The organism is Fastidiosibacter lacustris (genome assembly GCF_003428155.1).
In the GTDB taxonomy this organism is placed as follows: Bacteria; Pseudomonadota; Gammaproteobacteria; order Francisellales; family Francisellaceae; genus Caedibacter; species Caedibacter lacustris.
This window is the reverse complement of sequence record NZ_QLIR01000004.1, coordinates 101512-126049: the sequence shown is the minus strand read 5'-3', so window position 1 is coordinate 126049 and position 24538 is coordinate 101512. Positions and strand designations below refer to the sequence as shown.

At 37.1% G+C, this 24538-nt stretch carries 23 protein-coding genes; 2 read left to right on the top strand and 21 right to left on the bottom strand.

The features are described from left to right. The 17 genes from DNJ77_RS03600 to DNJ77_RS03515 form a co-directional block, all read right to left on the bottom strand. Window positions 1-328: helix-turn-helix domain-containing protein (locus DNJ77_RS03600; protein WP_157966578.1), on the bottom strand; the 328-nt coding region annotated here is incomplete at its 3' end. Window positions 329-666: 338 nt separating this feature from the next. Further along, complete coding sequence (locus DNJ77_RS03590) at window positions 667-1014, bottom strand: hypothetical protein (protein ID WP_116963631.1); 348 nt, start codon at window positions 1012-1014, stop codon at window positions 667-669. 194 nt (window positions 1015-1208) lie between these two features. After that, window positions 1209-1391 carry a hypothetical protein gene (locus DNJ77_RS03585; RefSeq protein ID WP_116963630.1) on the bottom strand — a complete coding sequence of 61 codons (183 nt, stop codon included), beginning with the start codon at window positions 1389-1391 and terminating at the stop codon, window positions 1209-1211. 70 nt (window positions 1392-1461) lie between these two features. Next, window positions 1462-2226, bottom strand: coding sequence for a hypothetical protein (locus DNJ77_RS03580; protein WP_116963629.1), 765 nt, complete (start codon window positions 2224-2226; stop codon window positions 1462-1464). Between the two features lie 95 nt (window positions 2227-2321). Further along, window positions 2322-2747 carry a hypothetical protein gene (locus DNJ77_RS03575; RefSeq protein WP_116963628.1) on the bottom strand — a complete coding sequence of 142 codons (426 nt, stop codon included), beginning with the start codon at window positions 2745-2747 and terminating at the stop codon, window positions 2322-2324. Beyond that, window positions 2744-4018 (bottom strand): MFS transporter, encoded by a 1275-nt coding sequence (locus DNJ77_RS03570; protein WP_116963627.1) that lies wholly within the window; start codon window positions 4016-4018, stop codon window positions 2744-2746. The genes DNJ77_RS03575 and DNJ77_RS03570 overlap by 4 nt, the downstream gene beginning before the upstream one ends. 5 nt (window positions 4019-4023) lie before the next feature. Next, window positions 4024-5040 carry a succinylglutamate desuccinylase/aspartoacylase family protein gene (locus DNJ77_RS03565; RefSeq protein ID WP_116963626.1) on the bottom strand — a complete coding sequence of 339 codons (1017 nt, stop codon included), beginning with the start codon at window positions 5038-5040 and terminating at the stop codon, window positions 4024-4026. A gap of 133 nt (window positions 5041-5173) precedes the next feature. Next, a complete protein-coding gene (locus DNJ77_RS03560; protein WP_116963625.1) occupies window positions 5174-6658 on the bottom strand; it encodes an ATP-binding protein in 1485 nt (494 codons plus the stop codon). A 13-nt stretch (window positions 6659-6671) separates the two neighbouring features. Further along, window positions 6672-7445 (bottom strand): nucleoside triphosphate pyrophosphohydrolase, encoded by a 774-nt coding sequence (gene mazG, locus DNJ77_RS03555; protein ID WP_116963624.1) that lies wholly within the window; start codon window positions 7443-7445, stop codon window positions 6672-6674. Then, the gene (gene gloB / locus DNJ77_RS03550) at window positions 7435-8211 is read right to left on the bottom strand and encodes a hydroxyacylglutathione hydrolase (protein WP_116963623.1); all 777 of its coding nucleotides are present in this window, start codon (window positions 8209-8211) and stop codon (window positions 7435-7437) included. Before gloB ends, mazG begins: the two co-directional genes overlap by 11 nt. Further along, window positions 8208-9380: a hypothetical protein gene (locus DNJ77_RS03545; protein ID WP_116963622.1), complete on the bottom strand. Its 1173-nt coding sequence runs from the start codon at window positions 9378-9380 to the stop codon at window positions 8208-8210. Before DNJ77_RS03545 ends, gloB begins: the two co-directional genes overlap by 4 nt. Further along, window positions 9377-10630, bottom strand: a complete 1254-nt coding sequence (locus tag DNJ77_RS03540) for a hypothetical protein (RefSeq protein ID WP_116963621.1) — start codon at window positions 10628-10630, stop codon at window positions 9377-9379. Before DNJ77_RS03540 ends, DNJ77_RS03545 begins: the two co-directional genes overlap by 4 nt. Further along, window positions 10624-11388 (bottom strand): uroporphyrinogen-III synthase, encoded by a 765-nt coding sequence (locus DNJ77_RS03535; RefSeq protein WP_116963620.1) that lies wholly within the window; start codon window positions 11386-11388, stop codon window positions 10624-10626. Before DNJ77_RS03535 ends, DNJ77_RS03540 begins: the two co-directional genes overlap by 7 nt. Then, window positions 11366-11791: a SufE family protein gene (locus tag DNJ77_RS03530; protein ID WP_116963619.1), complete on the bottom strand. Its 426-nt coding sequence runs from the start codon at window positions 11789-11791 to the stop codon at window positions 11366-11368. Before DNJ77_RS03530 ends, DNJ77_RS03535 begins: the two co-directional genes overlap by 23 nt. Window positions 11792-11989: 198 nt before the next feature. Next, window positions 11990-12520 (bottom strand): TIGR00645 family protein, encoded by a 531-nt coding sequence (locus tag DNJ77_RS03525; protein ID WP_116963618.1) that lies wholly within the window; start codon window positions 12518-12520, stop codon window positions 11990-11992. 34 nt (window positions 12521-12554) lie between these two features. Further along, window positions 12555-13943, bottom strand: a complete 1389-nt coding sequence (locus DNJ77_RS03520; protein WP_116963617.1) for a TolC family outer membrane protein — start codon at window positions 13941-13943, stop codon at window positions 12555-12557. A 24-nt stretch (window positions 13944-13967) separates the two neighbouring features. After that, window positions 13968-14642: a protein-L-isoaspartate O-methyltransferase family protein gene (locus tag DNJ77_RS03515; protein WP_116963616.1), complete on the bottom strand. Its 675-nt coding sequence runs from the start codon at window positions 14640-14642 to the stop codon at window positions 13968-13970. Between the two features lie 218 nt (window positions 14643-14860). Here DNJ77_RS03515 and DNJ77_RS03510 point away from each other — a divergent pair, with 218 nt between their 5' ends. Both DNJ77_RS03510 and DNJ77_RS03505 read left to right on the top strand, forming a co-directional pair. Beyond that, window positions 14861-15115, top strand: coding sequence for an AbrB/MazE/SpoVT family DNA-binding domain-containing protein (locus DNJ77_RS03510; protein WP_116963615.1), 255 nt, complete (start codon window positions 14861-14863; stop codon window positions 15113-15115). Continuing rightward, on the top strand, window positions 15112-15447 hold the full coding sequence (locus DNJ77_RS03505) for a type II toxin-antitoxin system PemK/MazF family toxin (protein ID WP_116963614.1): 336 nt from the start codon (window positions 15112-15114) through the stop codon (window positions 15445-15447). Before DNJ77_RS03510 ends, DNJ77_RS03505 begins: the two co-directional genes overlap by 4 nt. 287 nt (window positions 15448-15734) lie before the next feature. Here DNJ77_RS03505 and DNJ77_RS03500 read toward each other — a convergent pair whose 3' ends face one another. The 4 genes from DNJ77_RS03500 to DNJ77_RS03485 all read right to left on the bottom strand — a co-directional run bounded on the left by DNJ77_RS03500 (window position 15735) and on the right by DNJ77_RS03485 (window position 24420). Next, window positions 15735-16835 carry a PDDEXK nuclease domain-containing protein gene (locus tag DNJ77_RS03500; protein ID WP_239986740.1) on the bottom strand — a complete coding sequence of 367 codons (1101 nt, stop codon included), beginning with the start codon at window positions 16833-16835 and terminating at the stop codon, window positions 15735-15737. Window positions 16836-17033: 198 nt separating this feature from the next. Further along, entirely contained in the window at window positions 17034-17639 is a 606-nt protein-coding gene (locus DNJ77_RS03495; protein ID WP_116963613.1) for an Lcl C-terminal domain-containing protein, read from the bottom strand. 110 nt (window positions 17640-17749) lie between these two features. Further along, on the bottom strand, window positions 17750-18316 hold the full coding sequence (locus tag DNJ77_RS03490; RefSeq protein WP_116963612.1) for an Lcl C-terminal domain-containing protein: 567 nt from the start codon (window positions 18314-18316) through the stop codon (window positions 17750-17752). A 29-nt stretch (window positions 18317-18345) separates the two neighbouring features. Further along, on the bottom strand, window positions 18346-24420 hold the full coding sequence (locus tag DNJ77_RS03485) for an Lcl domain-containing protein (RefSeq protein WP_192877934.1): 6075 nt from the start codon (window positions 24418-24420) through the stop codon (window positions 18346-18348). Window positions 24421-24538 lie beyond the last annotated feature (118 nt).

The window sequence follows — 24538 nt, the reverse complement described above, 5'->3', positions numbered from 1 at the left end:
TCGAGCGAACGCCACTAGGAGAAACAAATATGCCTTGTTTTCTTAACTCATTACTGGCACGTAGTTGTCCATAGGCAGGGTATTCAATCGCATATTCAATAACGGCTTTTTCAATTACTTCATCAACGCGGTTTTTGAAATTAGGTACACGTCTGTTTTTATCCAGTAAAGCTTCAACACCACCATCTTTTACCGCTTCTTGATAACGATAAAAGGTTTCACGTGAGAAACCCATTACTTTGCATGCTTTGGAAATATTTCCTAATTCCTCTGCTAAATTTAACAAACCGACTTTATTTTTGATGAATTTATTATTAGTATCCAACATGAGGTTGCTCCTGTTTTTGATTTATTTTGTTTCACGTTTATCAAAACAGGCAACCTCATCTAAGTCAAGATGAATGTCAGATTATATCTAGACTAATACAGATTAGGTATTTTGCTGTGATTTCTATAGGCACTGCACTATGTTTTGTTTTCGTTATGTTATCAATTTTTGGAGCAATTTTGATAGACGACCGCTTTGGTAGCTTTGTAATCCCATTTTTTATAATTGGGTTTTCAACCATAGGACTATCTTACTTTTTTGCTTACAAAGCAGGTATGCCAACAATCAAAGCCTATATGTCTCGTCATTTTAGATTTTTATAAAACTACTGATACTTTTTATTGCAATGATGGCGGTAGCATTGGATTTTTAAGCATTTTATCTTTCTCTTCTGTTCGCTCCTTATTATGTAAATCTCTGTATTCTTTTGTGATTGAAATTAAACCTCTATCAACATTATGTTGTACATCATTTGCCATTTTATTTTTTTCATTTAAAACGACTTGTGATTGTTCATTAACCTTTTGATTTGTTTGATCTATTTTAATCATATCTGGACGCTCAAAATCAAATGGATTTTTAGGCTGATCAATCACAGGCGCTTGATCAGCAGTTAAACCAAGTCTACGCATTTCTGCTAATGTGGCTTGATTTAATTGATCATAGGTGCTAATCGTCGATTGCATTGTTTCTCCTCGTCTTTGATGAATATCATACTCAAGGTTGCTTTGATTAATACTGCTTTCTTTGTCAACTTGGCGATGATTGGCTTCTTTTTCAGTATCAATTATATCTTTACCGTTATTAAAGCGTTGATCATTGCTATTGATTTCAGTTTGCGCTCTTAAATCAATGCTTGCTGCATTTTCTCGATACCAATTTAAATAAACATCAGTACAAAGTCAGCTTGTGTTTGCGACAATCCCGTTGACACCGTTTGCCCACTTCTAAAATCAAAAGGCTGTTGATCAACAACACCAGCATTATTGTAAGTTATGCCGTTAGCAGTTTGCATTCTTGATCCTCCTGCCATTAACGATTCACGCTCACCGCCATAAGTCACTACCGGTTCACCGACGTATTACTGTCACCCTATGTGTAAACAACTCTTGAGTCTGCAAGAGAACCATTTTTTAAAAAAAATTCAAATTAGATTTATTATTAACAAGGTCAATCCAAGGACAAGAAGATCCACCAGCAGTTTTTTGTTCACATAAAAAAAGAATAGTGCTTTTACTTTTTATATAGCGTGCAATAATACCATTCCCACAATCTATATTCGAATTCATGTCTTTGTCTATAGTAAAACTACATATGTTGGGCGTATTAGAAAATTGAACCATAATTTTTTTCCCTTCTATATTACCTTGACAGGGGTTTTGATAAAGGTGATCATTTAATGACGTAGCACTTTCTGAACAAGCTATTATTGAAATATTACCAAGTCCAAGAGAATAAAAATGAAATGGAATAATTGTATCTGGGTAACTAATTGTTATATCACCGCTTCCACCACCCGCAACACTAATTTTATATGTTTCATCAGATATCTTTTTATCACAGTTAACTTCTAAATGCTCTGGGCTTGCATGAATATCCCTATTAAAATCGCAACTAAATGCAACTGATCCATTTAATGTTATATTAATGAATCCAGATACTCTGCTGTTTCCACCTCTACCATCAGGCGAAGTTGCAGAAAATGCCATTAATGCATTTCCTTTCTCTGGTTGATTCGAATCTAAATGCCCATTATAAAAATGTGGTTGATCAACTTCGAAGTTGCCATAAGAATTATTATAAATTTTGATAGTAATATGACTATATGAATCAGCAAATACGAAATTCGATAATATTAACAATGAGGCTGAAAATAAAAACCTTTTTAAAATACTCATCGACGATATTACAATTTTTTGTATGTTAATTTATTAAGAATAATTCATTTAAATTAAAATAAAATTAACATATAAGTAACTTACAGTTAATGAAATTAACTTAACATTAAAAACCTCACCAAGGCATAATTATCTTGAGCAGAATAAAAATTATCTTTAAACAACCATATACTTACTTTTTTGCAAGACTTGTTTTTGAACCCCATTTCACATTCAAGGTAAATGTTACCAGCCAAAAACAAATAGCGCTTTATTCTCACGTCATTTATCCAGCTTTGACCGTAGAGTATATTCATTTTTTTATGTGATTGTGTCTCTGTTAAAGTCAGACAACTAATCCTTGGACGATAACGCCAATCGATCAAAAAACCAATAAGTGCAATCCACCATAATATCAGAGCTAAATACAAAAGGCTATGCCGAAAAAGTACAACAATCATAAGTGCACAACTTATAAACAGAAATGCAATCAAGATAGTTTTTAAGCGTGAAGATTTAATTTCAATTTTATCGATATTCATTTCAAGTGGAGTTTTGTTGTTTCTTTGGTTGACTTACAAAATGTCTCTTTAATTAAAAAAACTGATATAAGGAGAGCGCTTAGCATCAAAATCAGAATCAACAAGAATCCAGTTTGATAATTCTGAACGCTAAGTTCATTCCCTTGTGCTAGCCATGATAGCATACCACCAATAACTGGTGCCATTAATGACGTAACCAACATAACCATACCGTTATTTAATCCTAATCCCGCAGCCAGGTAATTATTATTGCATTGCTCAGCCATAATCGCAAAACCAATACTTTGCCCACTGGCACCTACCCCTAAACAAAAAAATGCAATACTGGTAATAACTGTATTAAATGGGAAATAAGTAATAAAAATTGCTGAGGACAAAACACAAATTGCAGCAATATTCATAATAAGCTTACGCTTACTCATTCGATCTGAAAAGAATCCTAATAATGGGCAACCAATTGCATAACCTAACCACGATATTGTCAGCATATACGAAGAAATAGTCGAACTATAGCCATTTAACATTAAAAAAGCCTTGCCACTATTTTCAGAAAAATATTCAATTGCAAAGTAAACACACGAAGAATAAAGAGCAATATACCAAACCTGTGGTTCACGCACTAACAATAACAAACTATTTGTAAGTGGCTCAGGGCGCTTTAAAATACGGAAACTGGCTGTATAGTCATTATTATTGCGAACAATTAATAACGCAATAATTGCAATGATAAGCCCCACCACCCCCAGCATATAAAAAATAAATCGCCAAGAGAGTTCAGAGTGTGTCGATAAAGCATTTAAAGGACCGGCTGCAAGCATAGGACCCATGGTTCCGATAAATTGTGATAGACCAATACATAAAGCAATATGTTGGCGCGGCATCCAGTCATAAACTGCAACTAACAAACAGATAAAACCAAAAGAAGAGCCGATACCCATTAATACTCGAAAAATCAAAGCACTATTAAAGCCTAAGCTCATGCCAAATCCAATCACCGCAAAAGCGCAAAATACTGTTGCAAAAAACAAGGTTCTCTTAAGACCAAAGCGATCAGTGATAAAACCAACAGGAAGCTGCATCAAACCATATGCCATTTGATATGCTGTTGAGCTTAAAATAGCAAAACTTATCAAATTTAAATTTAAATCTTGAACAATCGTATGTTCAAAGGTTCCTAAGATCGTTCTGAGCAAGAACTCATACATAAAAAATAACGCACACACAATCCAAATAATTACGCCAATAAGGCTCATTTTCTGATTATGATTCATTTGCTCTACCCATCTCCCTCAAATTTTGTCTCCTGCCATTCTTCCAATATGGCTTTGGCTTTTTCATTGTCGACGAAAGATGCAACTTTAAAAATAGACGTGCCTTCCTGTATCAAAGGTGAACGGTTAATTCCAACGATCACACCATCCAGGTCGGATTTGATAATCGTTGCATTTTCATTACTAAATGGGTCAGACAGTCTACCAATTTTTTCTCCTTTTGTAATCGACTCACCAAGAGACACATCGCTATGCAACACGCCAGATGAGGAGGAAATAATCCAATCATCATCCTTAGAGAAGACTAAAGCAATACTCTCACTCACTGCTCCCTCTAGCATTTTAAGTGTACGCATAACATTTTTCACACCCACTAAACCGACTTGAATTGCTTGCTGATCAAAACGCATGGCTTCACCTGCTTCATATACTAATACTGGAACGTTTAGGTTCTCTGCTGTCATTCTTAGGCTACTTATTTTTGTTTCCACTTCAGTAATAACGGGCGCTTGGAAAGCTCGAGCAAGTTTTCTTGCTTCTTTACTATCAAAATTACAATATACTTGCGGCAAAATTTCATGATTAAGTGAGCCAGTTTGCAGCTCTATACAATAATTCACTTTTTTTAGTATTTCATGAGTGAATACATGTGCAATGCGTTCACCAAAATTACCATTTTCATCTCCTGGAAACCAGTCACTTAGCTTCATACCATTTGGTGTGAACTCAGGAAAATGCGCTAAACCATAAACGTTTAATACTGGAATGGTAATGAGTGTTCCTGCTATTTCATTCGCTGATATATCATCAAACAACTGGTTAACGATTTCCAAACCGTTAAACTCATTGCCATCTGTCATCGCAAACACCAACAAGCACTCACCTTTTTGTTGTCCATTGATCACTTTTATTGGCATATACATCGGGGAACAGGAATACTGCTCTGGTAATGGGAGTGCCAAAGTTGCTTTTTCCCCAGGAGATACATTAACATCACAAATCTTAAAACTCGTGTTTTTCATCGTGCTTATTTCTCTTTTCTATCCTGATTCATAAAAACCATCCTAACATTGATTAATAAGTGCTTTCAACCTTAAGCCAAGTCTATCGTCATCCCATACACGCGACCCTTGCTACTTGCCCAACGCTTCGCCCTTATGTAGATATTAGTGTTGTAACCTTGCAATAAGGAAAGCTTACCATTAGAGTCAATCCCTGCCCACCTTCTGATGTGCGGGCACTAATTTGACCATCATGTAAACGCACAATTTCCTTTGCAATTGATAAGCCTAAACCACTTCCAGCCTGACCTGTCCCGACTTCTCGATAAAATCGATCAAAAATCCTTTTTTGCTTATCTTCTGCTATACCTATGCCATTATCGACGACTTCAAAAATCACTGTGTCTTTAGTGACATAACTATATAAGGTCACCTTACCTGAGGCTTGCGTATAGCGAATTGCATTATCAATGAGGTTTCGAAAAAGGACACCAAGTAGTGCTTCGCTAGCAAAAACATAGGCAGACTCTTTGCTTGGCATAAATTGTAAATCAATGTTTTTATGCAGCGCTAACAACGCTAAATCTGCTAGTTGATTCTCAGCTACAATATTTGCATTGACTTGCTGTTTATTGGGTAAGTCTTGTTGTGGTTCTAAGCGACTTAAGGTTAAAAGTTGATCAATAATATAAAAATAGCGATCTGCTCCACTGATGATATTCGCAATCTTTTTTTTGATTTCATCTATATCATTTAAGTTTAGAGCTACTTCTGCCTGAGTTTTAAGTGCAGCAAGCGGTGTTTTAAGCTCATGTGCAGCATCACTAGCAAAGCGCTTTTCACGGTCTAGTACCTTGCTAATTTTTTGAAACAAAGTATTCAGCTGATTTAAAAGTGGTAGCACTTCAGGTGGTGCAGTTTTAATGGCAATGGGTTCCGGTTTACGTGGATCTTTTACCGCAATAGCACGACGAATATCCGATAGTGGACGCAAGGCTAATTGCACAATAACAAATATCGAAAACAATAAAAATACGTACAAGATAACTAAATCCCATATCGCACTACGAAATAGATTTAAAAACATCTGATGCTTGAAGTCAGAGCTCACCAAAACCACAATACGATAAGGTTGGTAACGACTATTGATACTAAACATATTCCATGCTTGCATACCTTTTGCTGTTTTTAAGTTCATGGTTTGAAAAGTATCTAATGTACCTTTTTGAAAAGTTGACATCTCTGGCGAGCCAGTAGAATGCAACAATAGATTACCATTGCGTCGATCATAAACTTGAAAAGCAAATGAGTCTTGATAAACATTATCAAATTGCGCAACTTTTGGCTTTAGGTTATCAGCGATGTTATCAAGCATGGTCAATGAATTAGATTTCAACAAATCACTAAGTTGACGCTTAGAACTATCTTTTACTGCTGCAGATAACAAAGCATCAATTGCATTCGCACTATTAACCATCTGCATTTTAAACAAATCTTCATTTTGTTGACGCATTTTATAATAATTGAAAATCCCTAAAATAAAGATTGAACAAGTAATCAATAAAATAAGACAAATACTCAAAAATTTCTGAATTGACAGTCGATTGTTTAAAAAAGTGAAATAATTAATATTCTTCATTATCTGCTACTTATCACTTTTTTTGAGCTTCCCACAGTGCATTTAACTCATCAAGACTTACATCACGTATATGGCGTTTTTTTTCTTTTAAAGCAATTTCAATACCGCGAAAACGCCGTTCGAATTTTTTATTTGCCCCACGCAAAAGCATTTCGGGATCTGCTTTTAAATGGCGTGCTAAATTTACACAACTAAACATTAAATCTCCCAATTCTTCTTGTGCTTTTTTTTCATCTACTTTTAGTACTTGTTTAAGTTCATTGACTTCACTGACCAGTTTATCAAAGACATCCTCAATATTATCCCAGTCAAAACCTACAGCTGAAGCTCTCATCTGTAATTTTTTTGCCATACTTAACGCAGGTAAGTTAAGTGCAATCTCATCAAGTTCACTTTGGCGCTCACCACGCTCTTTTTGCTTGATTTGTTGCCATTGTTTTTCCAATAGTTCAATTTCTCGTATTTGACCATCGCCAAAAACATCCGGATGACGTCGAATGAGTTTATCCGTTAAAACATGAACGATATCATTAAAATCAAATAGTTTTTGCTCTTTCGCAATTTGGGCATAAAAAATTACTTGATTTAATAGATCAGCAAGCTCGTATTTAACGTCAATTGCATTTTTGTGCTCAATCGCATCGACCAATTCATATGCTTCTTCTAAGGTGTGTTCCGTTAATGAATACCAAGTTTGTGACCTTGTCCAAGCACATCCTTTTTCTTCATCACGCATCACCTGCATGACATGAAGTAAATCCGATAACGGATAGTAATCAGAAGACATCTTTACGTGCCCTTAATTCACAAAAAGCTGATTTAGCATCTATCACTTTTCTATTAGATCGCTGTAAAATATGCTGTAAATTGGGTTCATGCGTACGCAAAAAGATATTCATCGATTTTTCATCTTGAATACTGGTGATCGGCTTGTCTTCAGCTGGAACATCCTTTACTTTTTTATACCAGATTTGAAATGCTTGATCATGAGCATCAATACTTTGAGCAAATAACAAATTATTTTCAAAATAATCGTGTGCTGGATAAAGCTTCACTAAACCTGGTAAACTCACCAAGCGCAAAATACTCTCATAAAGCGCATTCACATCAGCTGTACTATCTTTTAGATTCCCTACCCCCGCTGTAAAAATCGTATCACCACAAAACAAAAGCCCTTGTTCCTGAACATAAAAACTTACGTGTGATGCCGTATGCCCAGGACATGCCATCACCGTGCAGTCTGCGGTTGAAAAGCTTAAGTTTTCACCGTCTGTTATAACATAATCAACCCGAGCTCCCCTAAACTCATAGAAATGGGCATAAATTGGAAGCTGATATTTTTCTTTCAAAGAAACAGCAGCGCCAACGTGATCACCATGTTCATGTGTCAATAAAATCGCCTCTGGTTTAAGTGCATTTTGTTCACAAAATTGAACAAAATGATCAACCAAAGTAGGATCAATAATTAAAGCTGTTTGACTGACATCATTTACCAACGAATAATTATAATTTCTCAGCGAATTGTTTAAATACCAACGTTTAACATAGATCATTTTAACTCCAATAATAGCTGTTCTACTTCAGCTAAAAGCTTATGTGCTTGATTTGGCATAGATTGATGCTCACAAAATTTTGAGCGTAACAGTAAATATTTTACCTCCTCTTGAGTCGTAAGCTTTGTGCGTTGTAGTCGATCTATATGTGTTTCCATAAATTCCCAATCCTGATAAACAAGCGCTTGTGTTAGCAACAACAAATTTAATTGATCTAAATCACCATCATTTTGTTTAAGCCAACATGCTTTTATAAATTCATACGCTCTTTGATCTTTTAGTTTATTTAAATAAAGCAATACCAGTTCAAATCTAAGTCGATGTGTTAGCTCCTTTTGAATTTGCTCTCTAAAATCAGCAAGAGGTACAAAAGCTGCTAGTCGTTTAAAGTATACACAGTCAAGCCCACTCGTTATACGACAACGTTTTGGCAAGCCTTGCCAAATTTCACTTAAATCATTGTAGCTTACCACAGACATTAAAATCTGTTCAAAATAGTGATTAAGCTCATCCAAGCTGAATAAATGTTGATATTTAACAATCGTATTTCGAGCAATGATAGATTGTTTTTGTTCAATCTGACAGATGATAAGTGTATGAATAAGGCTTTTGCTACGTGGTTCTTGTTCGATTAAACCCTGCAACAGTGCCAACGCTTCGCCATATTCAGCAACCTTAACGAAAATCATCGCTTGATAATAACGCCAAATAAACTCAAGTTCCATCTGTCTTTTTAGCGCAAGTAAAATACTTTGTAATTCTTTATATTTACCTGCATCGTAAAGACTTTGCCAATAGAGCATGGTCAACCCTTCACCAACCTCGGGAGTATCAAGCTTAGCTTGCGCTTTATGTTTATCAATATAGCGTTGATCTTGTAATAAATAGGCTTTTTGCATTTCAACAAGTAATATATTGAGTTTCTTTTTTTTACGCATGTGCAAGGTTTGCCACCAATGTCTTGGCGTAAACACAACTACCTTAAGTAAATGATAAACAAAACCTAAAATAGTAAGTCCCACAACAATAATAACGATGAATAACCATAACGGCAGTTTAATCAAAGTATCATCGACAAAAAAAGCAACCACACCAGGATGATACAATACCGACAGACTGCCAAGTACTGCTAAAGCACAAATCAATATTAACCATGCTACCTTTTTCATGATAGCTTACCTTGTGGTTCTTGTGGAAAATTCATTTGTGGTGTAGTCGTTTCAACCGAGTTTTGTTGAATGGATGTGATTAATTGATCAATTTCATCATTTATCTTAGCAGGTGTAACTTTAATTTGTGCAATTAGCGCAAGTGCAGCTTGCCTTGTTTGATCATCAGCAAAGTAACTGAGGATATTTTTATCCAATGTTTCTTTAATGGTTTGCAACAATGGGGCATCGTTATTCAGAAGTGCAATTTTAAGCTCAAGTAATAATTCATATAAATTTGCCAGTATTTTAAAATGCGCATTTTGAGCAAGTAAAACGCTATTGTCATTTGTGAGTTTTTGTACTTGAATAAGCGATTTTACTTGCTGCCATAAAACATCAATCGCCTTGCTCCAACTTTCATCAGCTGCATTTGATTGCACTACAGCAGTTGCTTTATTAGTTTGATCTAGAGCAATAGGTGGTAACGATTTTAATTTTAGAAGTAGAGCTTGCAAAGTAGAGATCTTGATGAAGTTATCTTCAATACTTACACTATTTTGTAATTCTGTGGCAATGGCATCAAGTTTGGGAAACCATCCACCAGCTTGATCGATGTTAATAAGTATCGATTTTGCTTGATTAATGAAAAATAGAGTTTGTGTTGTGCTGCCTAGAACTTGCCATGCTTGTTTAGCAAACGCTAGGTTTAGGATGAGTGTTTGTTTGCGCATAAGCTGAATTTGCTTACTTAACTCAGTAGTTGGCAATAAATAGCTTTGCTGTAATTGGCTAAGTTTTTGTGCAAGCTCGACCTGATTAAGATCGTTTGCTTTTAATGCATTATCTATTTCTGATTTTTGCTTTGTTTGTTGTGCTTGTAATACAGTTAATGCGTCTTGCTGCTTATTCATCAGCATATCTTGAGTATTAAGCTTATTTTGCAAAGCTTTAACAACACTATCATCTATCTTGGTTGGCATTTGTTCGACACTGACGAATTCTTGCAATACCGCGTTATAACTTTGCTGCTTATACAATGCAAATAGACCTACCCCCAATCCACATAGCGCAATACCAATGGCTAATAACACAATAAAAGTATATCCTCGCCCGCTTGATCTATAGAGCTTATCTTTTATAAGTTTGGACACATCAGGTTCCTCTATTAAAAGCGCTTGCCGCTCTTTAATATGTGTTAATGGCACATCAGTGTTTTGTGTTTGTTGCGCTGTTGGATCCTCATCATGCTTAGTCGTTTCATTTACCATCTTACCATCCCTTTTTTGAGCAGTGTCATAAGTGTGTTTATAAGCGCATCGTTGCTCAATTTCTCTAACAAATATAATTTAACAAAACCTTGGCATTTAGCCCAGCTTAACATTCGGGTATTTGTTACAGTAACGATAGATTCATTGCGCCAACTAGGGTACAGATCAAACATCGCCATCGTTGCTTGCATGGCATCAAAGCTAGTATAGAGAATAACGCAAGGCGCTGTTTGAGAGTCGATAGATTGCAATTGTTGCACTAAATCATGCTTACTCACGAATACGCGCCGATAACAGTCCACCATTGTTAATTTTTTGACTTTGTTTGCTAAAGCATATGCTAAATACTCGCGTCCTCCTTCGCCTTTCACAATCAAAAAGTGCCCTTTAGATAATACATCTGCGCTATAATCCATCACTTCAAGTAGTCCCTCTGAGTCAGCATGTTGCGGCGCGATTGCACTTAACCCAAACGCTTTAAGCTTAGCCTTGGTCGCCTCACCAATCGCCCATATTTTTTTGTCGTCAAGCATATCAATAGGCACCATTTGGTGGAAGAAAGCTTCAACAGCAAAGGTACTCGTAAAGATCATATCTGTCACCCTATCAATTGCATTAAGCTCAAAAGGCAAATAATTGATTATAAAAGGCTCAATAACAACTGCACTTATATCACATTTATTTAATTGCTCCACAAGTTCAGTTGCTTTGGGCTCAGGTCGGCAGACAATAACTTTAGGGGGTTGTTGCATCGACATATTTTTGTGCCGTACTATAGATATAGTTGATCATGGCATATAATCCATTATTACGTGTTGGACTTAGGTGTTTAGCCAATCCAATTTCTGTCATAAAATCAGTAGTAGAATCAAGAATTTCATGAGGAAAGGCATCGCTATAAACTTGCAATAGCAATCCAATTAAACCCGATACAATTGCGGCATCACTGATACCATGAAACATAAGCTTGCCTTGTTGCAACTGCGCATCAAACCACACTTGTGACTGACAACCTTTAACCATGTGTGCTTCATCTTTTTTACTCTCTGGGAAAGGTTCTAAATTCTTGCCTAAACCAATCAAATAGGCATATTTATCACTCCAATCGTCAAAAAAATTAAAGTCATCAATCAAAGCCTGTTGTCGTTCCATTATATTCATATTTTCACTCGTGTTTATTATGTAAGGCACATTGGCAATAACGTTTACTTATTATGTACGCTTAATCATTTAATCAATGTTACTTATAGTGACTTCATATAAAGCTATGCTTATAGCTTATAGAATGATAGCGGTCAAAGCACAAACGGAATGCTTTTTATTTTCTTTAGGTGATAGAGGGTTTATTAACCGTCTAAACTATTCTTTTATTTTTTTCTCTAACAGACCTACAAATACCAATATTAACGCTGAAACTAAAAAAGTTAAGTGCAATAATACATACCACATCAAATCACGGTTCGATAACTGTGGAATATCCAAAAATTGCTTAAGTAATGAAATAGAGGAAATTGCCACAATTGATCCTGCAATTTTAAGCTTAACACCCGTATGTGACAAGCGTTTAATCCAAATAGGTTCACCTGATTTGTGTTCAACGTCGATTTTTGAGACAAAATTCTCATAGCCACTGATAATTACAATCACGATTAAGTTTGCCACCAAAACGGTATCACACAAAGTCAAACCAAGCACAATCAGCTCATGCGGTGCTAAGCTCTTTATCGTCATAAAAAGGTGTAAAACTTCGCTTGCCATTTGATAAACAAAAGCAAGCAAAACCAATACTAAAATAAGGTAAATTGGCGCTTGAATCCAGCGACTTGCAAAAATGGCACGCTCAAGAAAAACTTCAAGCTTACTGAGTTTATCAGCACTTCGTTTTAACATTTATTTCTCTTTTCTTTATATACTCTCTTTGTCATTAAATCATACTGCTACTTTGTGTTGATACTTTCTCAGCAGTTAACCATTTGTTGATTGCATCAACGTCTTTATAGCTCAATACCCCAGCTGTATTTTTCAAAGTCAATAAATCATTGATATAAGCATATTTTGCCTGAGCATATTGCCTTTGGGCTTGGAAGAGTTGTTGCTGTTGTTGTAACAGATCGACAATAGTGTGCGTTCCTACATCATAACCTGCTTTCATCGCTTTAACAGAAGCTTCTGCTGCAATAACTGCTTGCTTGTAGGCCTCTACTTGAGCAATGTCGGATAACACGGTTAGGTAAGCTGTTTTTAGCTTACTTTCCGTTGCACGCTGTGTTTCTTGCAAAGTATATTTGGTCGCTGTTGCTGTATATTGTTGAGATTTTAATGCCGCATAGTCACTGCCACCATTGACAAGATTCCAGCTCACCCCAACACCAGCTGCTGAAGTTGTGCTCCCTGACGTATAGTTTTTATTTTGGTAATTTAAGTTACGTGACAAAGAAGCATTTAACTCTGCCGCAGGCAAAAATGCTCCCCATAAACCACTTACACCCGCTTGAGCTGCCTCCACTAAAAATTGATTTTGTACAATATTATTATTTTGCTTTAATGCAATTTGCAGCCACTTATCCATATTGTCTGGCTGTGGTTTGTCGAATGGGAATTTGTCACTTAAATTTTCAATCGATGTCACCTGTTCACCGATAATTTGACTGATTTGCGAAAACGCTGTCGCTAAGTTGTTTTTAGCTTGCACAGTTACCGCTACTGATTGTTCATATTGTGCTTTAATTGCTTGGACATCGGTAATAGCCGATAATCCCACTTTATATTTTTCTTGCGTTTGATTGAGCAATTCTTTATTCCAAGATTCATTTGCTTGTGCATAAGCAAGGTTGTCTTCTGCTTGTAATACCGCAAAATATGCACTTGTAACAAAAATAATTAAATTTGCTTGCGCAATCACAAAAGTAATCGCATCTGCTTTAGCTTGATAACTTGCATAGTTATATCCTCCCCACGCTCCCCAATTAAAGAGTGCTTGTGTTGCTGTTAAGCTAGGCGCTTGAGTAAAATATTTGTTTTTAGCACCCGTTGACTCATCCACAGTTTGGCTGTAGTTACTCTGTGCATTATAGCTTGCGGTAATATTTGGCAATAGCTTACCTAAAGCTTGTGGTACGTTTTGCTCAGTTGATTTAAATGTCGCTTCTGCTGCTAAATATTGTGCATTATGTTGTTGTGCAAGTGCATAAATCTGTGACAAATTTTGTGGTAGAGAAGCTGTTTTTTCTACATCAGCATCCATCGTGTCTATCTTAGCTAACGCTAATCCAGTCATTAATAATCCACTTAATAGTATTGTAATTCTTTTCATCCGCTAACCTATCGTGATCCATTATTAAAATTTAAATACTGCTTTTTTTGCTTGCATTTTCTTATCTACATTTTCATAAACATCAAACGTTGATGTTTGATGATATGAACCATCTACGTTTTTATGAATCAAAACCGCCTTAGCATAGCCACCTTTGGCTAAAAAGTATAGCATTCGCCCATTTCCTGCTAAGTATTTTAGATAATTCTCAGGCGATACAGTAAGATATTTATGCACCACTATAACATCAAATTTTACATCCAATCCAACAAGTTCAGTCAATGTTTTAGCATCTTTTGTCACACCAAGGTGATATTTTGCATTGTATACCCCAATCGTCTTTAAAGCATTTTTAACGTGATTTAACATATCTTCGTGTTCACTTACCACATCGATAAGCTTAGTGAGTTTAGCCAATAAAGCGGTTAAATAGCCACAACCACAACCTAGTTCCAAAGCCCTTTCATGCCTTTTAGGGGCAAGTTGTTGCAACATCTTAATTACCGTTTGAGGCGTAAGCTCTTTTTGACCGTGATTAAGCAAAATTTCGACCTCAGAATAAGCCAATTCTTTAAAACTTTTTGGTACAAATATTTCTCTTGGCGTATCGATAATTGTGCTCAATAAATCCCCATATGGCACACCCAAGGGACGGATTTGCTGTTTTATCATGTTTTCTTTTGCAAGCTCAATATTCATATTAGAGACCTTTATTGCCACTATGTCGCATCTATTGTTTAGGATACCGTTTACACGCGCCTAGTAGCTTAACGTAGCTTTTTTTCCTGCGGCTTATTCTAAACTTATCGCATTGGATATTCAAACAATGTCGGCAGTGTTTTATAAAATAACGAATGAAAGTAGTATGAATCTGAGTTATACTTTTATATAACAAAAAAACTTGGAGAATAAATACAATGTCATCACTATCACTTAGACAATCAGGTGGTGCGAGTATTGTGAGCATCCCTAAAAAAATACTTCAAATTCTCAACTTGCATACGGGTGATAAGCTTGATATCCATGTTGAAGATAATAAAATCATTTTGATACCTAAAAAAGAAGAATTAAGTCTAGAAAAAATGCTTGCTGAAAGCCCAAAAGATAGTTTTAAGCTTCTTGACGAAGATAAAGAGTGGGTTCAAGCCAAGCCAAAAGGAAAAGAGATTTGAAAAAATATATTCCAGACCAAGGAGATATTATCTGGCTTGATTTTGATCCAAGCCTTGGTCGTGAAATAATGAAACGCAGACCAGCACTTGTTTTAACAAAAGCTGTTTTTAACGATCACACGGGGTTTACCTTTGTTGCTCCAATTACAAGTGTGCAACGGAGCAATAAATTTGAAGTTACACTTCCCGGAAAATGTAAAACAAAAGGCAGTATTTTAACATTTCAGATTCGCTCAATGGATTTTAAATCAAGAAATGCTGAAAAAATAGAAACGTGCCCCAAAACATGCCTTGATGAGATCCTCAAAATTTCTAAGGTAATATTGTCGTAATACCCCTTAATCTAACAATAGTAAACTCTCTATCTGAATCATCGCTGCTTAAAGGGTTAGACTCGGTGCAGAGGAAGTAATACAGGATGTGTTAAACACTCGCTGAAGCAATAATCCCTACCCAACTCAAAATACAAAAAACAATGATCGTGGAATCAGCGAGAAACGTATGATGGAGGTTTTAAATGAGCAATAAATACATTGGTCAAAGCATTAATTCTCATATTGAGGAGAAAATGGATAGTCAAGAATTTGAGACTTATTACACACTAAGGTAAGAGTTTAATTTAATCATCACGCCTATCCTCTAGTAATAGACGCTTAATATGGGTTTCTCTTGCGGTTGAAATCGCTTTGCGTAGACTCTCTTCTAAGATTTCTTTAGGTGGTAATTCTGTTAGGTATTGAGCAACATGAATGCCGGTTTTATCCATTTCAAGATATTCAATATCATCATGATCTTTGCCTGCACATAAAATAATGCCCATAGGCTTTTCTTCGTAGTCAAGACGTTCATTTTTATCCAGCCAGTTCAAATACCATTCCATCTGCCCTTTATAAGCTGGATCAAAATCACCGAGTTTAAGATCGATGGCAATAAGGCGGCGCAGTCGACGATTAAAAAATAATAAATCCAGATACCGATCCTTTTTGCCAGTACTCATACGTTTTTGTCTAGAAACAAAGCAAAAATCAGTTCCAATCTCTTGCAGGAATTCAGTGATATTTTGCAAAATCAAATCTTCGAGTTCTTGCTCTGAAGCATAAGAATGAGCACCAATGAAATCCAAAAAGTAAGGTTCTTTAAATGTCATCTCTGGCGTCATTTCATCGTTATTTTTAAGTTGGCTAATTTGAGCTTTAATTACCCCCTCTGGTTGCTTGCTTAAACCAACACGCTCATAAAGCATTCCATTAATCTGCTTTTGCAATGCTCGAACGCTCCATTTCTGTACACGGCACATTTCAGCAAAAAAGTCTCGTTTTAAGTAATCATCAATACCGCAAATAAGCACAAAGTGAGACCAGGATAATTGTCGCGACAGCGTTGAGACAATCTTGCGATCAGGATATAACTTAGCAAATTTGATCATACGAAATAAGTTTGCTCGACTATAACCTTTACCATACTTCACTTTAAGTTGGTCGGCTAAAGAACTTACTACCATTTCACCATAGTCAGCTCGATCGGACTGTAGTAAACGATCATTGATGCGCTCGCCAATCAGCCAGCAAAGTAGCACTTGAGCTGAATTATACTCTCTGGCAACATGATTACGAGCTTCTTCAATAAGTTTGGTAACGTCATGAAATAAATCAATTGTGCCTTCTGATGAAAGCATATCAGATTTTGAAGCATTTATTTCTGTTGGTATTTTATCTGTCATGTCAGCTGTCCTTTATAAAGTTCCTATAATGACCAATATCGGTAAATACGCGGTTCATTTTAGGTAAATCAGGTGGCTTATGCTAAATAATGCTGTTAAATGTTTATAGTTGTGTAAAAAGTATGCAAAACAAATCACTAGTGTGCATTTATCGATCATATTCCCCTTCTTTAAATACAAAAAACGTCATAAACATAATTACAAAATCAAATGCGGATTCTTGGGTCCACGAACATACCAGGCAAAGGTGTACCTTGTTGTTGGAGAAGTAGCGACTTCATAACTACCCTTATTGTGTACTCGTGTACTGCCATTCATGATATCAACAAGCCACGCCTGATTACTGTTTTGCGAATTTGCTGTACTTGTCCAATAATAAGCATCCCCTGGAATGTCATAAAAAAATCCTTGACCCAATAACCAATCTCTTGGTGTACCAGCGCTTCCATAATTCACTAAACTTAACATTTCACCTAAGTCAGGTAAACGCCAATCAGTATAACCACATGTTTTGGCACCTGTAGCAGCGTTCGTTAAATGATGCCAAGTATGTCCACCATTTCTAGCATTATGTTGCCACATCAACCCCGTTAAGTTATCTATTTTTGCGTCAGCACAACGTGTACTATCTGCCTTAACTGCATCTTCAAATCTGGGATTTGGCCATCCTCCAAAACCCATACCACCTGGCTTGACATCTTGAACGATAGCCGCCGCAAAGCTATACTCACCAATGCCTAAGGTCATGGACAAGGTCATAACAATCCCGATTTTTTTTATTATTTTGTGCTGAATGCTTTTCATCGCATATTCCTTAAAAACTCTATCGATTTTTGTACCTATTTATTCTGTTTCAATTTTTACTTACAAAGCAATTAAAATAAATCATCAAATGACTCAATGACCGTTGTTAATCAACGAATAATCACTACATAAGCTCGTCCATTGCGCTTAGGAGCGAAAAAAGTGCCACCCTCTCCCATATCCACGAGCCAGGCTTGATCTTTGTCAGGTCCATATTCCGTACTTGTCCAATAACCAGCAGTATCTTGAAAGTTATTAAACCCATTGGCATTTAACCATATGTTTGGCTCTTGAGCGCCATAATTCACTAGGCTTCGAAGCTCATTAATATTAGGCACGCGCCAGTCCGTATAACCACACGCAGAAATAGGATGATCCTTTGCAAAGTTCGCTGCAAAATTCATTGCACCCTGCCAATTTGTGCGACCCTCATAAGCATTCTTTCGCCATGTCAAACCCGTTAATTTATCACGTAGTAAACTAGAGCAAGGCACACCATCTGCTCCAATTGCCTCTACAAACCTAGGGGTTGGCCATTGTCCATCACCGCGAAATGCTGCATCATCCGCTTGGATCACAACATCATAAGCGAAGCTTTGACTTGCCACTCCCAAGAAAATAAGCAGGGTTGAAAGCAAGCCAATTTTTTTTATTATTCTATGCTGAATGTTTTTCATATTATATTCCTAGCATTTATTAATTTTTATTAAGCCTTAACAAGTATCACGTAAGCAGAATCAGTTTTTAGCTTCTCAACTACTTTACCATTCGTCATATCAACTGCCCACACATGAGTATTTGAGAGCGCAACAGGGCTACTTGTCCAATAAGTCCCAACCAAACCACTGCCCCCGACATCAGTTAACCATACAAAAGGAGTTCCCGCATAACCAAAGTTCCCTAAACTTTGTAGCTCATTTACGGTAGGTAACCGCAAACCTGTCATCGCACCACAATTATTCTCAGTACTAATACTACTAATATTATTGCTCTCCTGCCACATAATCGACCTAAAACTCACGTGCCACGTTAAACCTGTTAAGTTATCATACCATCTATATACAGGGATTCCTCCAGAGCCCATCATAGTACAGAAACCCAAGTATTTAATCCTTCCCTCAGGCCATTGATGATTCGGGAAAGTAGCTGCATCTGGTTGAGGCGCAATTGGGGAGGTTTTAGATTTAGCCGTGGTGACTGTACTAGTCGTCTTTTTATACCTACCACCTAGACCTAAATTATATTTTACTAAAAAGCCGACATTCTGCACACCCGGGGTGGATGGCGTAAATACACCACTTACCTCACAAGATTGATTGAAGTTTAATACCATATTATCTTCACATGTTCGATTGCCAGAATTTAATTGTACAGTCCCATTATCAGTATGCTGCCCTGTTATACTTAAAGCTGATACAGGTGCACCAACTGCAAAAGATACACCAGAGTTAGTAACAACATACCTAAAAGGATAGCTCTCACCCACAACCGTTTGCTCTGGAATTGGCGTTACTGTCGTAACTGTAACCGGAGGGCGCTCTTCACGAACAGCTATCACATAAGATCTATTGCTCTTAGCGGCTACACTTAATTGACCGTTAGTCATATCTATCCACCACACTTTAGTATTGTCAGGACCATATTCCGTAGTTGTCCAATACTCACTTTGAATATTATTAAACCCATTGGCATTTAACCATGATGCGGGGGTTCCTGGATGACCATAATTCACCAAACTACGCAGTTCATTTAGATTAGGTTGACGCCAGTCAGTATAACCACACGTGGATCCTTCACTTGTCCCAGTAGGCCAAGTTGCATTCCATGATGTCGAGCCATTGCGACCATCTTTTCTCCACATCAATCCTGTTAATTTATCATATACCGCATCATTACAAGCTTGACCAATACTGTTAGTCGCCTCTTCAAATCGTCTAGCCGGCCATTGCTGACTGGATGAAGTGACACTGCCTGATACAGGGGCAACTGGGGTGGTTAAACCGTAGACAGCACTTAGATCAAGTGAAGAAACAAACTTTCTACCCATACCTTGATTGTATCCCAATCTAAAACGTGTCATCGCTGTACGTAAATTTCGTGGTGTGAATACACCAGTTACTTCACAATATCCACCTATAGCCATCTCCCCTCTACAGCCATGTGAAACAGTATTAGTAACAGCGCCCGAACTACCATCATACTCTACGTGGACTCCTTTTATAGCAACCTTTGAGGTATTTTTAAATTCATAAGTAAAAGGATAGCTAACACCCTTCATCATAACGCTTGGAAGCGCTACTACCTTGGTGATATTAATTGTGACTTTCTCAACATCATAAGTCACCACAGCGGTTCTTTTCCTACCAACTCCATCAGTCACTTCCACATTAAATGTGTAGCGATTATTACCAGTTGCATTATATGTAGGTGCCTTAAATGTCGCATTTTGGGCGTTCTGATTTGTAATGCTAACCCCATCTGTTGTCGTCCACTTGTATTGATACGGTGCAGTACCATTACTTGCGCTTGCACTCAACGCTTGTTCGATTTCTTCCTGTACAAAACCATTAGTACCTGCACTTACCTGCAAGCGGTTGTTATCTGGCGTTACTATGTAAGTTACATTTGCACTCTTTTGTCTACCTACCGCATCTGTTACCGTCACCGTAAAGGTGTAGTCTTCATTGGGAGCTGTAAGGATAGGCACTGTAAACATCGCAAAGAACGCTCGATTTGCATTTGTAATAGTAATACCTTGATTGTTTGTCCAAAGATAGCTATACGGCGCAGTACCGCTTCCACTCACCGTTGCAGCCAAATTCTTCGTACTTCCTTCTATTGCATTATCACCAAAACCTGCATCTACCGTCAAAAGGTTGTGATCTGGCTTGATAGTCATTCGCTTCACAGCCAAAGATGTTCTTACACCTGCATTATCCGTTGCGTCTACTACAACATTTATATTGCTTATATTTTGATCTAAAGTCATGCGTGGAGCTTTTATAGTAATGTCCTTTTTATTCTTATCTCCCACAACACTCCAGGTACTTGGTAAGTTCCAGTCATATCCATCCACTTGAATCTCTCTACCAGCAGGAAGATTTGTTACATTCGCGGTTAATGTCACCGTGTTATTTTCAATCACCTCAGCCGCGCCACTAATCGCTACACTGCCTTTTAAGTTCGTATCATGCTTAACCGTTACACCATGCGCTACTGAGCTATCCGTTGTAATATTCGCATCATCCGTCGCAGTCACACTAAACGATCCCGCTGTAAGAGTCGCACTCCAGTTCGGCGCTTTTACTGTAAGCGTCGCTTGATTGCTTGCGCCTACCACGCTCCAACCCGCTGGTACAGTCCAGCTATATCCATCCGCTTTCGGTAAACGTGCAGGTGAATCACTCGGGGCACTATAGCTTGCGCTCAATGTCACTTCGTTATTCTCTGTAACCTCAGTATCTCCACTAATCGCTACACTGCCTTTTAAGTTCGTATCATGCTTAACCGTTACACCATGCGCTACTGAGCTATCCGTTGTAATATTCGCATCATCCGTCGCAGTCACACTAAACGATCCCGCTGTAAGAGTCGCACTCCAGTTCGGCGCTTTTACTGTAAGCGTCGCTTGATTGCTTGCGCCTACCACGCTCCAACCCGCTGGTACAGTCCAGCTATATCCATCCGCTTTCGGTAAACGTACAGGTGAATCACTCGGGGCACTATAGCTTGCGCTCAATGTCACTTCGTTATTCTCTGTAACCTCAGTATCTCCACTAATCGCTACACTGCCTTTAAGATTTGGATCCACAAGTACTTCTACTATTGTCTCTAGCGCTTGCTGTTCATTATCCAAAGTTGCTAAAAGCTTAACATTATATTGATTGTTCTCTCTTGGGTTAAAAGCTGGTGCAGTCAAGTTAATGCTTGCTTGATTTGTTGCATCTGGGTTAAACACCCCCACCTCTCCTGACCAAACATAATCTATTGCATGACTATCCATATTTCTAGATACAAATTCTTTTGCTTGTAATAGATGCTCTTTACGCTCTGTTATCTCCAACGACGCAGGCAATAATACCGAAAATGCATTCGAAGAAACAACTTCCTGATGGTGTCTTTTCAATTTCAACACATTTTCTGTTGTTGAAATAGTAAAGTTTTGACTCATAATTTTTTGTTCTTCTTCCTTATTCTTCCAGCGAGAAATAAAATGATTATTCCCACTACTTTCAGTTGCACTGTAATATAGCCCATCTGACATAGGCACAATGTATCTTATATAGCTACTCAATGGGATAGGCTTAACTTGACCTTGTTTCTTTTGCATCAAAACGTATTGATTGTCTTTCAGCCAGCCATAGGCATAAACAGCATCTCCTTCAATACTTGCATCTACTTGTGATACATATCCTCCTTCCTTATAAAATGTATCGTCCATCACCACCGTTTGCGCTTTCACAGTATTACTGGCATCCAAAGGATAAGGAAGCTCGATCAATCCAGAATGCTCACCAAAAATACTGGCTGCATAATAAGTATCCTTCGTGTGAGCAACATCAAATATCGGTCCGCTCTGCATAATAACCGGAAGCGGAGGAATCATTACACCACTTTTACTACTGTCTTTATCAACCTTTAAAACCAGTATATTTGATGTCTGATTGTTATAGATAAGATCCGTACCAACAATATGAAACTCATTTGCTTCAATTCCTTTAATACGATTGATATATCCTGAAAAGCTGGCAATTAGCTCAACGTTTCGAGTCTGCAAATTAATCTGCCAGAAATTGTTTTGCTCCTCAAACGGGTTAAAAGATACTGCCACTAAAACATCATCTGCTGCACCCTTTTCAATATGCTGAATAAAACTATTGTCTGGAATATGGATAAACTCAGTTATCGTATTATCCTTATAGCGATACAACACACCCGGAACATCTGTTGCAATATATAGCTCATCTTCTTTTGCCACAATATCTTGTACTTTCTGAATTTTCACAGGATATTGATTTTCATCAATCCTTATAAATTCTCCATATTTATTGACATCATAAACAACAACTGCCTTACCATCGATATACAATAACTGCTCTGATTGTAAGAAATAGTACTTACCTCTACCATTTTCACTGTCATACTCTAATGTTGCTTCAGTGTTGACATCTGACTTTCTAAGCTCAACTGTACATAAGCTTGTTTGAGACACTGTTACCTTAATACTATCATCTTGTTTTATAAGACCACAATTTTGAGCCGTGATAAAATCAAGATTATTACCAATTAATGTGACATCAACATTCTTACTGTCATTATTAAAAATCTCCAGTTTATAATCATTTTCAGACAGCTTTACAGGTGCATAGACATGCAACTTCTGATTCCCTTGAATCACCTTGATATCTACACTTTGCGTTTTCGGAAGTCTTATATCATCTTTTATCTTCAACGCATAATTGCCTGTACGCAAGTTATTAACATCAGGAGTATATTTTAGTTGTAAATTACAACTTCCACCTGCTGCCAAGTAAGATAGATCACGACAATTATCAAGAACTGTATTATCCCACATTGCATGAGGTGCTAATCCACCAAGCTCAAATTTATCCTGTGAAATTGACCAGTTAAATGCCGATTGATTGGTAACCTTTATTGTATAAAGTTGTCCAGCTTCGCGTAATACTTCATCTGCTGCTTCAACTTTTAAACTAATCGGTTGAACAGTAACTTTACTTTTATATTCCACATCGTGCCCATCACGACGCAATGTAACTGTCAAGTCCCCCGCTCCATAAGCATCATCTGCTACTGAGAAAGTAAAATTATATAATTTGGACTCTAATGTGTCGTCTTCGGTGAATGGCTTATCAGTTAACGCTACACCCTTACCTTCAAAGTCAAAACTTATTTCCACCACTTCAAAACCTGGTTGCAAAACCTCAAATGCAAGTTTACTTTGCCCAGGTTTGGTAATTGCAAGGTGATTAACACGCGTTGCTAGCCAATCATGCGGCAAATAATTCACTTTGAAATTCTCACGCAAGTTTGCTGCCATAATATCTAATGAAGGAGACAGACCAAAAGGTAACTCCAGTTGTCCATCAAATCGTAATTTACTTAATTCACCGGCTTTTAATTCAACTGCCCTATGTAACACTAATTTAGTTTTTTTATCCAGAACGCGCACATTGTTTAATTTATTCCCCGCATTGTATAGCAAAACGGATCTATCACTATGACCATATATACCATTTAGGACAGGATCAAGATAATTGACTATCATAGCACTGCTACCAAGCTTAGGTGAAAATGGCTCTACCACCTCTATCTTAAATGATTGCTCTGCTGTCTTGCCATCACGCGTGGTCACCTGTAAGTTAATCGAATGAACACCGAGCTTTTGACTGTTAATCTGAATAGGTAAATTACAACTACCATTGCGCTCAACATACTGCCTTTCCTTGTTAACACAGGATGAATCATTAACCAAGTCCCAAGCTATTCTGACTCCTTCGCCTTCCAGTTTAATCTTATCCTTATCAATCATAAGACGCTGACTGTCACTCTTGGTTGCAATCGTAAATTGATCACGATTTGTTTCATAACCTATCTCAACAATACCAATTGCTTCACTATCTTGTTTTATCACATCTGGCAAAGCTATACCTTGCTTTATTTTAATTGCAGATACATCCTCACTGCCGCCACCGCTACCACCGCAGCCTGATAAAAGAAAAACCCACCCCAATAAATATGCAAAATACTTTTTTATAACCATTTCCATAATCCATGTTAAAATTTAATCCAGCGATAGTATAAATTAATTTTATACACCTTAGTAACCGTAATAATTTAACTAAAATTACTGGTTTCTATTTGCTCTCCTTTTACAAGCC

Bases quoted from the DNA above. Each gene is read 5' to 3' on its own strand.
- DNJ77_RS03590 (WP_116963631.1), bottom strand. From the start codon at position 1,014: ATGCAATCGACGATTAGCACCTATGATCAATTAAATCAAGCCACATTA.
- DNJ77_RS03580 (WP_116963629.1), bottom strand. From the start codon at position 2,226: ATGAGTATTTTAAAAAGGTTTTTATTTTCAGCCTCATTGTTAATATTA.
- DNJ77_RS03575 (WP_116963628.1), bottom strand. From the start codon at position 2,747: ATGAATATCGATAAAATTGAAATTAAATCTTCACGCTTAAAAACTATC.
- DNJ77_RS03570 (WP_116963627.1), bottom strand. From the start codon at position 4,018: ATGAATCATAATCAGAAAATGAGCCTTATTGGCGTAATTATTTGGATT.
- DNJ77_RS03565 (WP_116963626.1), bottom strand. From the start codon at position 5,040: ATGAAAAACACGAGTTTTAAGATTTGTGATGTTAATGTATCTCCTGGG.
- DNJ77_RS03560 (WP_116963625.1), bottom strand. From the start codon at position 6,658: ATGAAGAATATTAATTATTTCACTTTTTTAAACAATCGACTGTCAATT.
- mazG (WP_116963624.1), bottom strand. From the start codon at position 7,445: ATGTCTTCTGATTACTATCCGTTATCGGATTTACTTCATGTCATGCAG.
- gloB (WP_116963623.1), bottom strand. From the start codon at position 8,211: ATGATCTATGTTAAACGTTGGTATTTAAACAATTCGCTGAGAAATTAT.
- DNJ77_RS03545 (WP_116963622.1), bottom strand. From the start codon at position 9,380: ATGAAAAAGGTAGCATGGTTAATATTGATTTGTGCTTTAGCAGTACTT.
- DNJ77_RS03540 (WP_116963621.1), bottom strand. From the start codon at position 10,630: ATGGTAAATGAAACGACTAAGCATGATGAGGATCCAACAGCGCAACAA.
- DNJ77_RS03535 (WP_116963620.1), bottom strand. From the start codon at position 11,388: ATGTCGATGCAACAACCCCCTAAAGTTATTGTCTGCCGACCTGAGCCC.
- DNJ77_RS03530 (WP_116963619.1), bottom strand. From the start codon at position 11,791: ATGAATATAATGGAACGACAACAGGCTTTGATTGATGACTTTAATTTT.
- DNJ77_RS03525 (WP_116963618.1), bottom strand. From the start codon at position 12,520: ATGTTAAAACGAAGTGCTGATAAACTCAGTAAGCTTGAAGTTTTTCTT.
- DNJ77_RS03520 (WP_116963617.1), bottom strand. From the start codon at position 13,943: ATGAAAAGAATTACAATACTATTAAGTGGATTATTAATGACTGGATTA.
- DNJ77_RS03515 (WP_116963616.1), bottom strand. From the start codon at position 14,642: ATGAATATTGAGCTTGCAAAAGAAAACATGATAAAACAGCAAATCCGT.
- DNJ77_RS03510 (WP_116963615.1), top strand. From the start codon at position 14,861: ATGTCATCACTATCACTTAGACAATCAGGTGGTGCGAGTATTGTGAGC.
- DNJ77_RS03500 (WP_239986740.1), bottom strand. From the start codon at position 16,835: ATGACAGATAAAATACCAACAGAAATAAATGCTTCAAAATCTGATATG.
- DNJ77_RS03495 (WP_116963613.1), bottom strand. From the start codon at position 17,639: ATGAAAAGCATTCAGCACAAAATAATAAAAAAAATCGGGATTGTTATG.
- DNJ77_RS03490 (WP_116963612.1), bottom strand. From the start codon at position 18,316: ATGAAAAACATTCAGCATAGAATAATAAAAAAAATTGGCTTGCTTTCA.
- DNJ77_RS03485 (WP_192877934.1), bottom strand. From the start codon at position 24,420: ATGGTTATAAAAAAGTATTTTGCATATTTATTGGGGTGGGTTTTTCTT.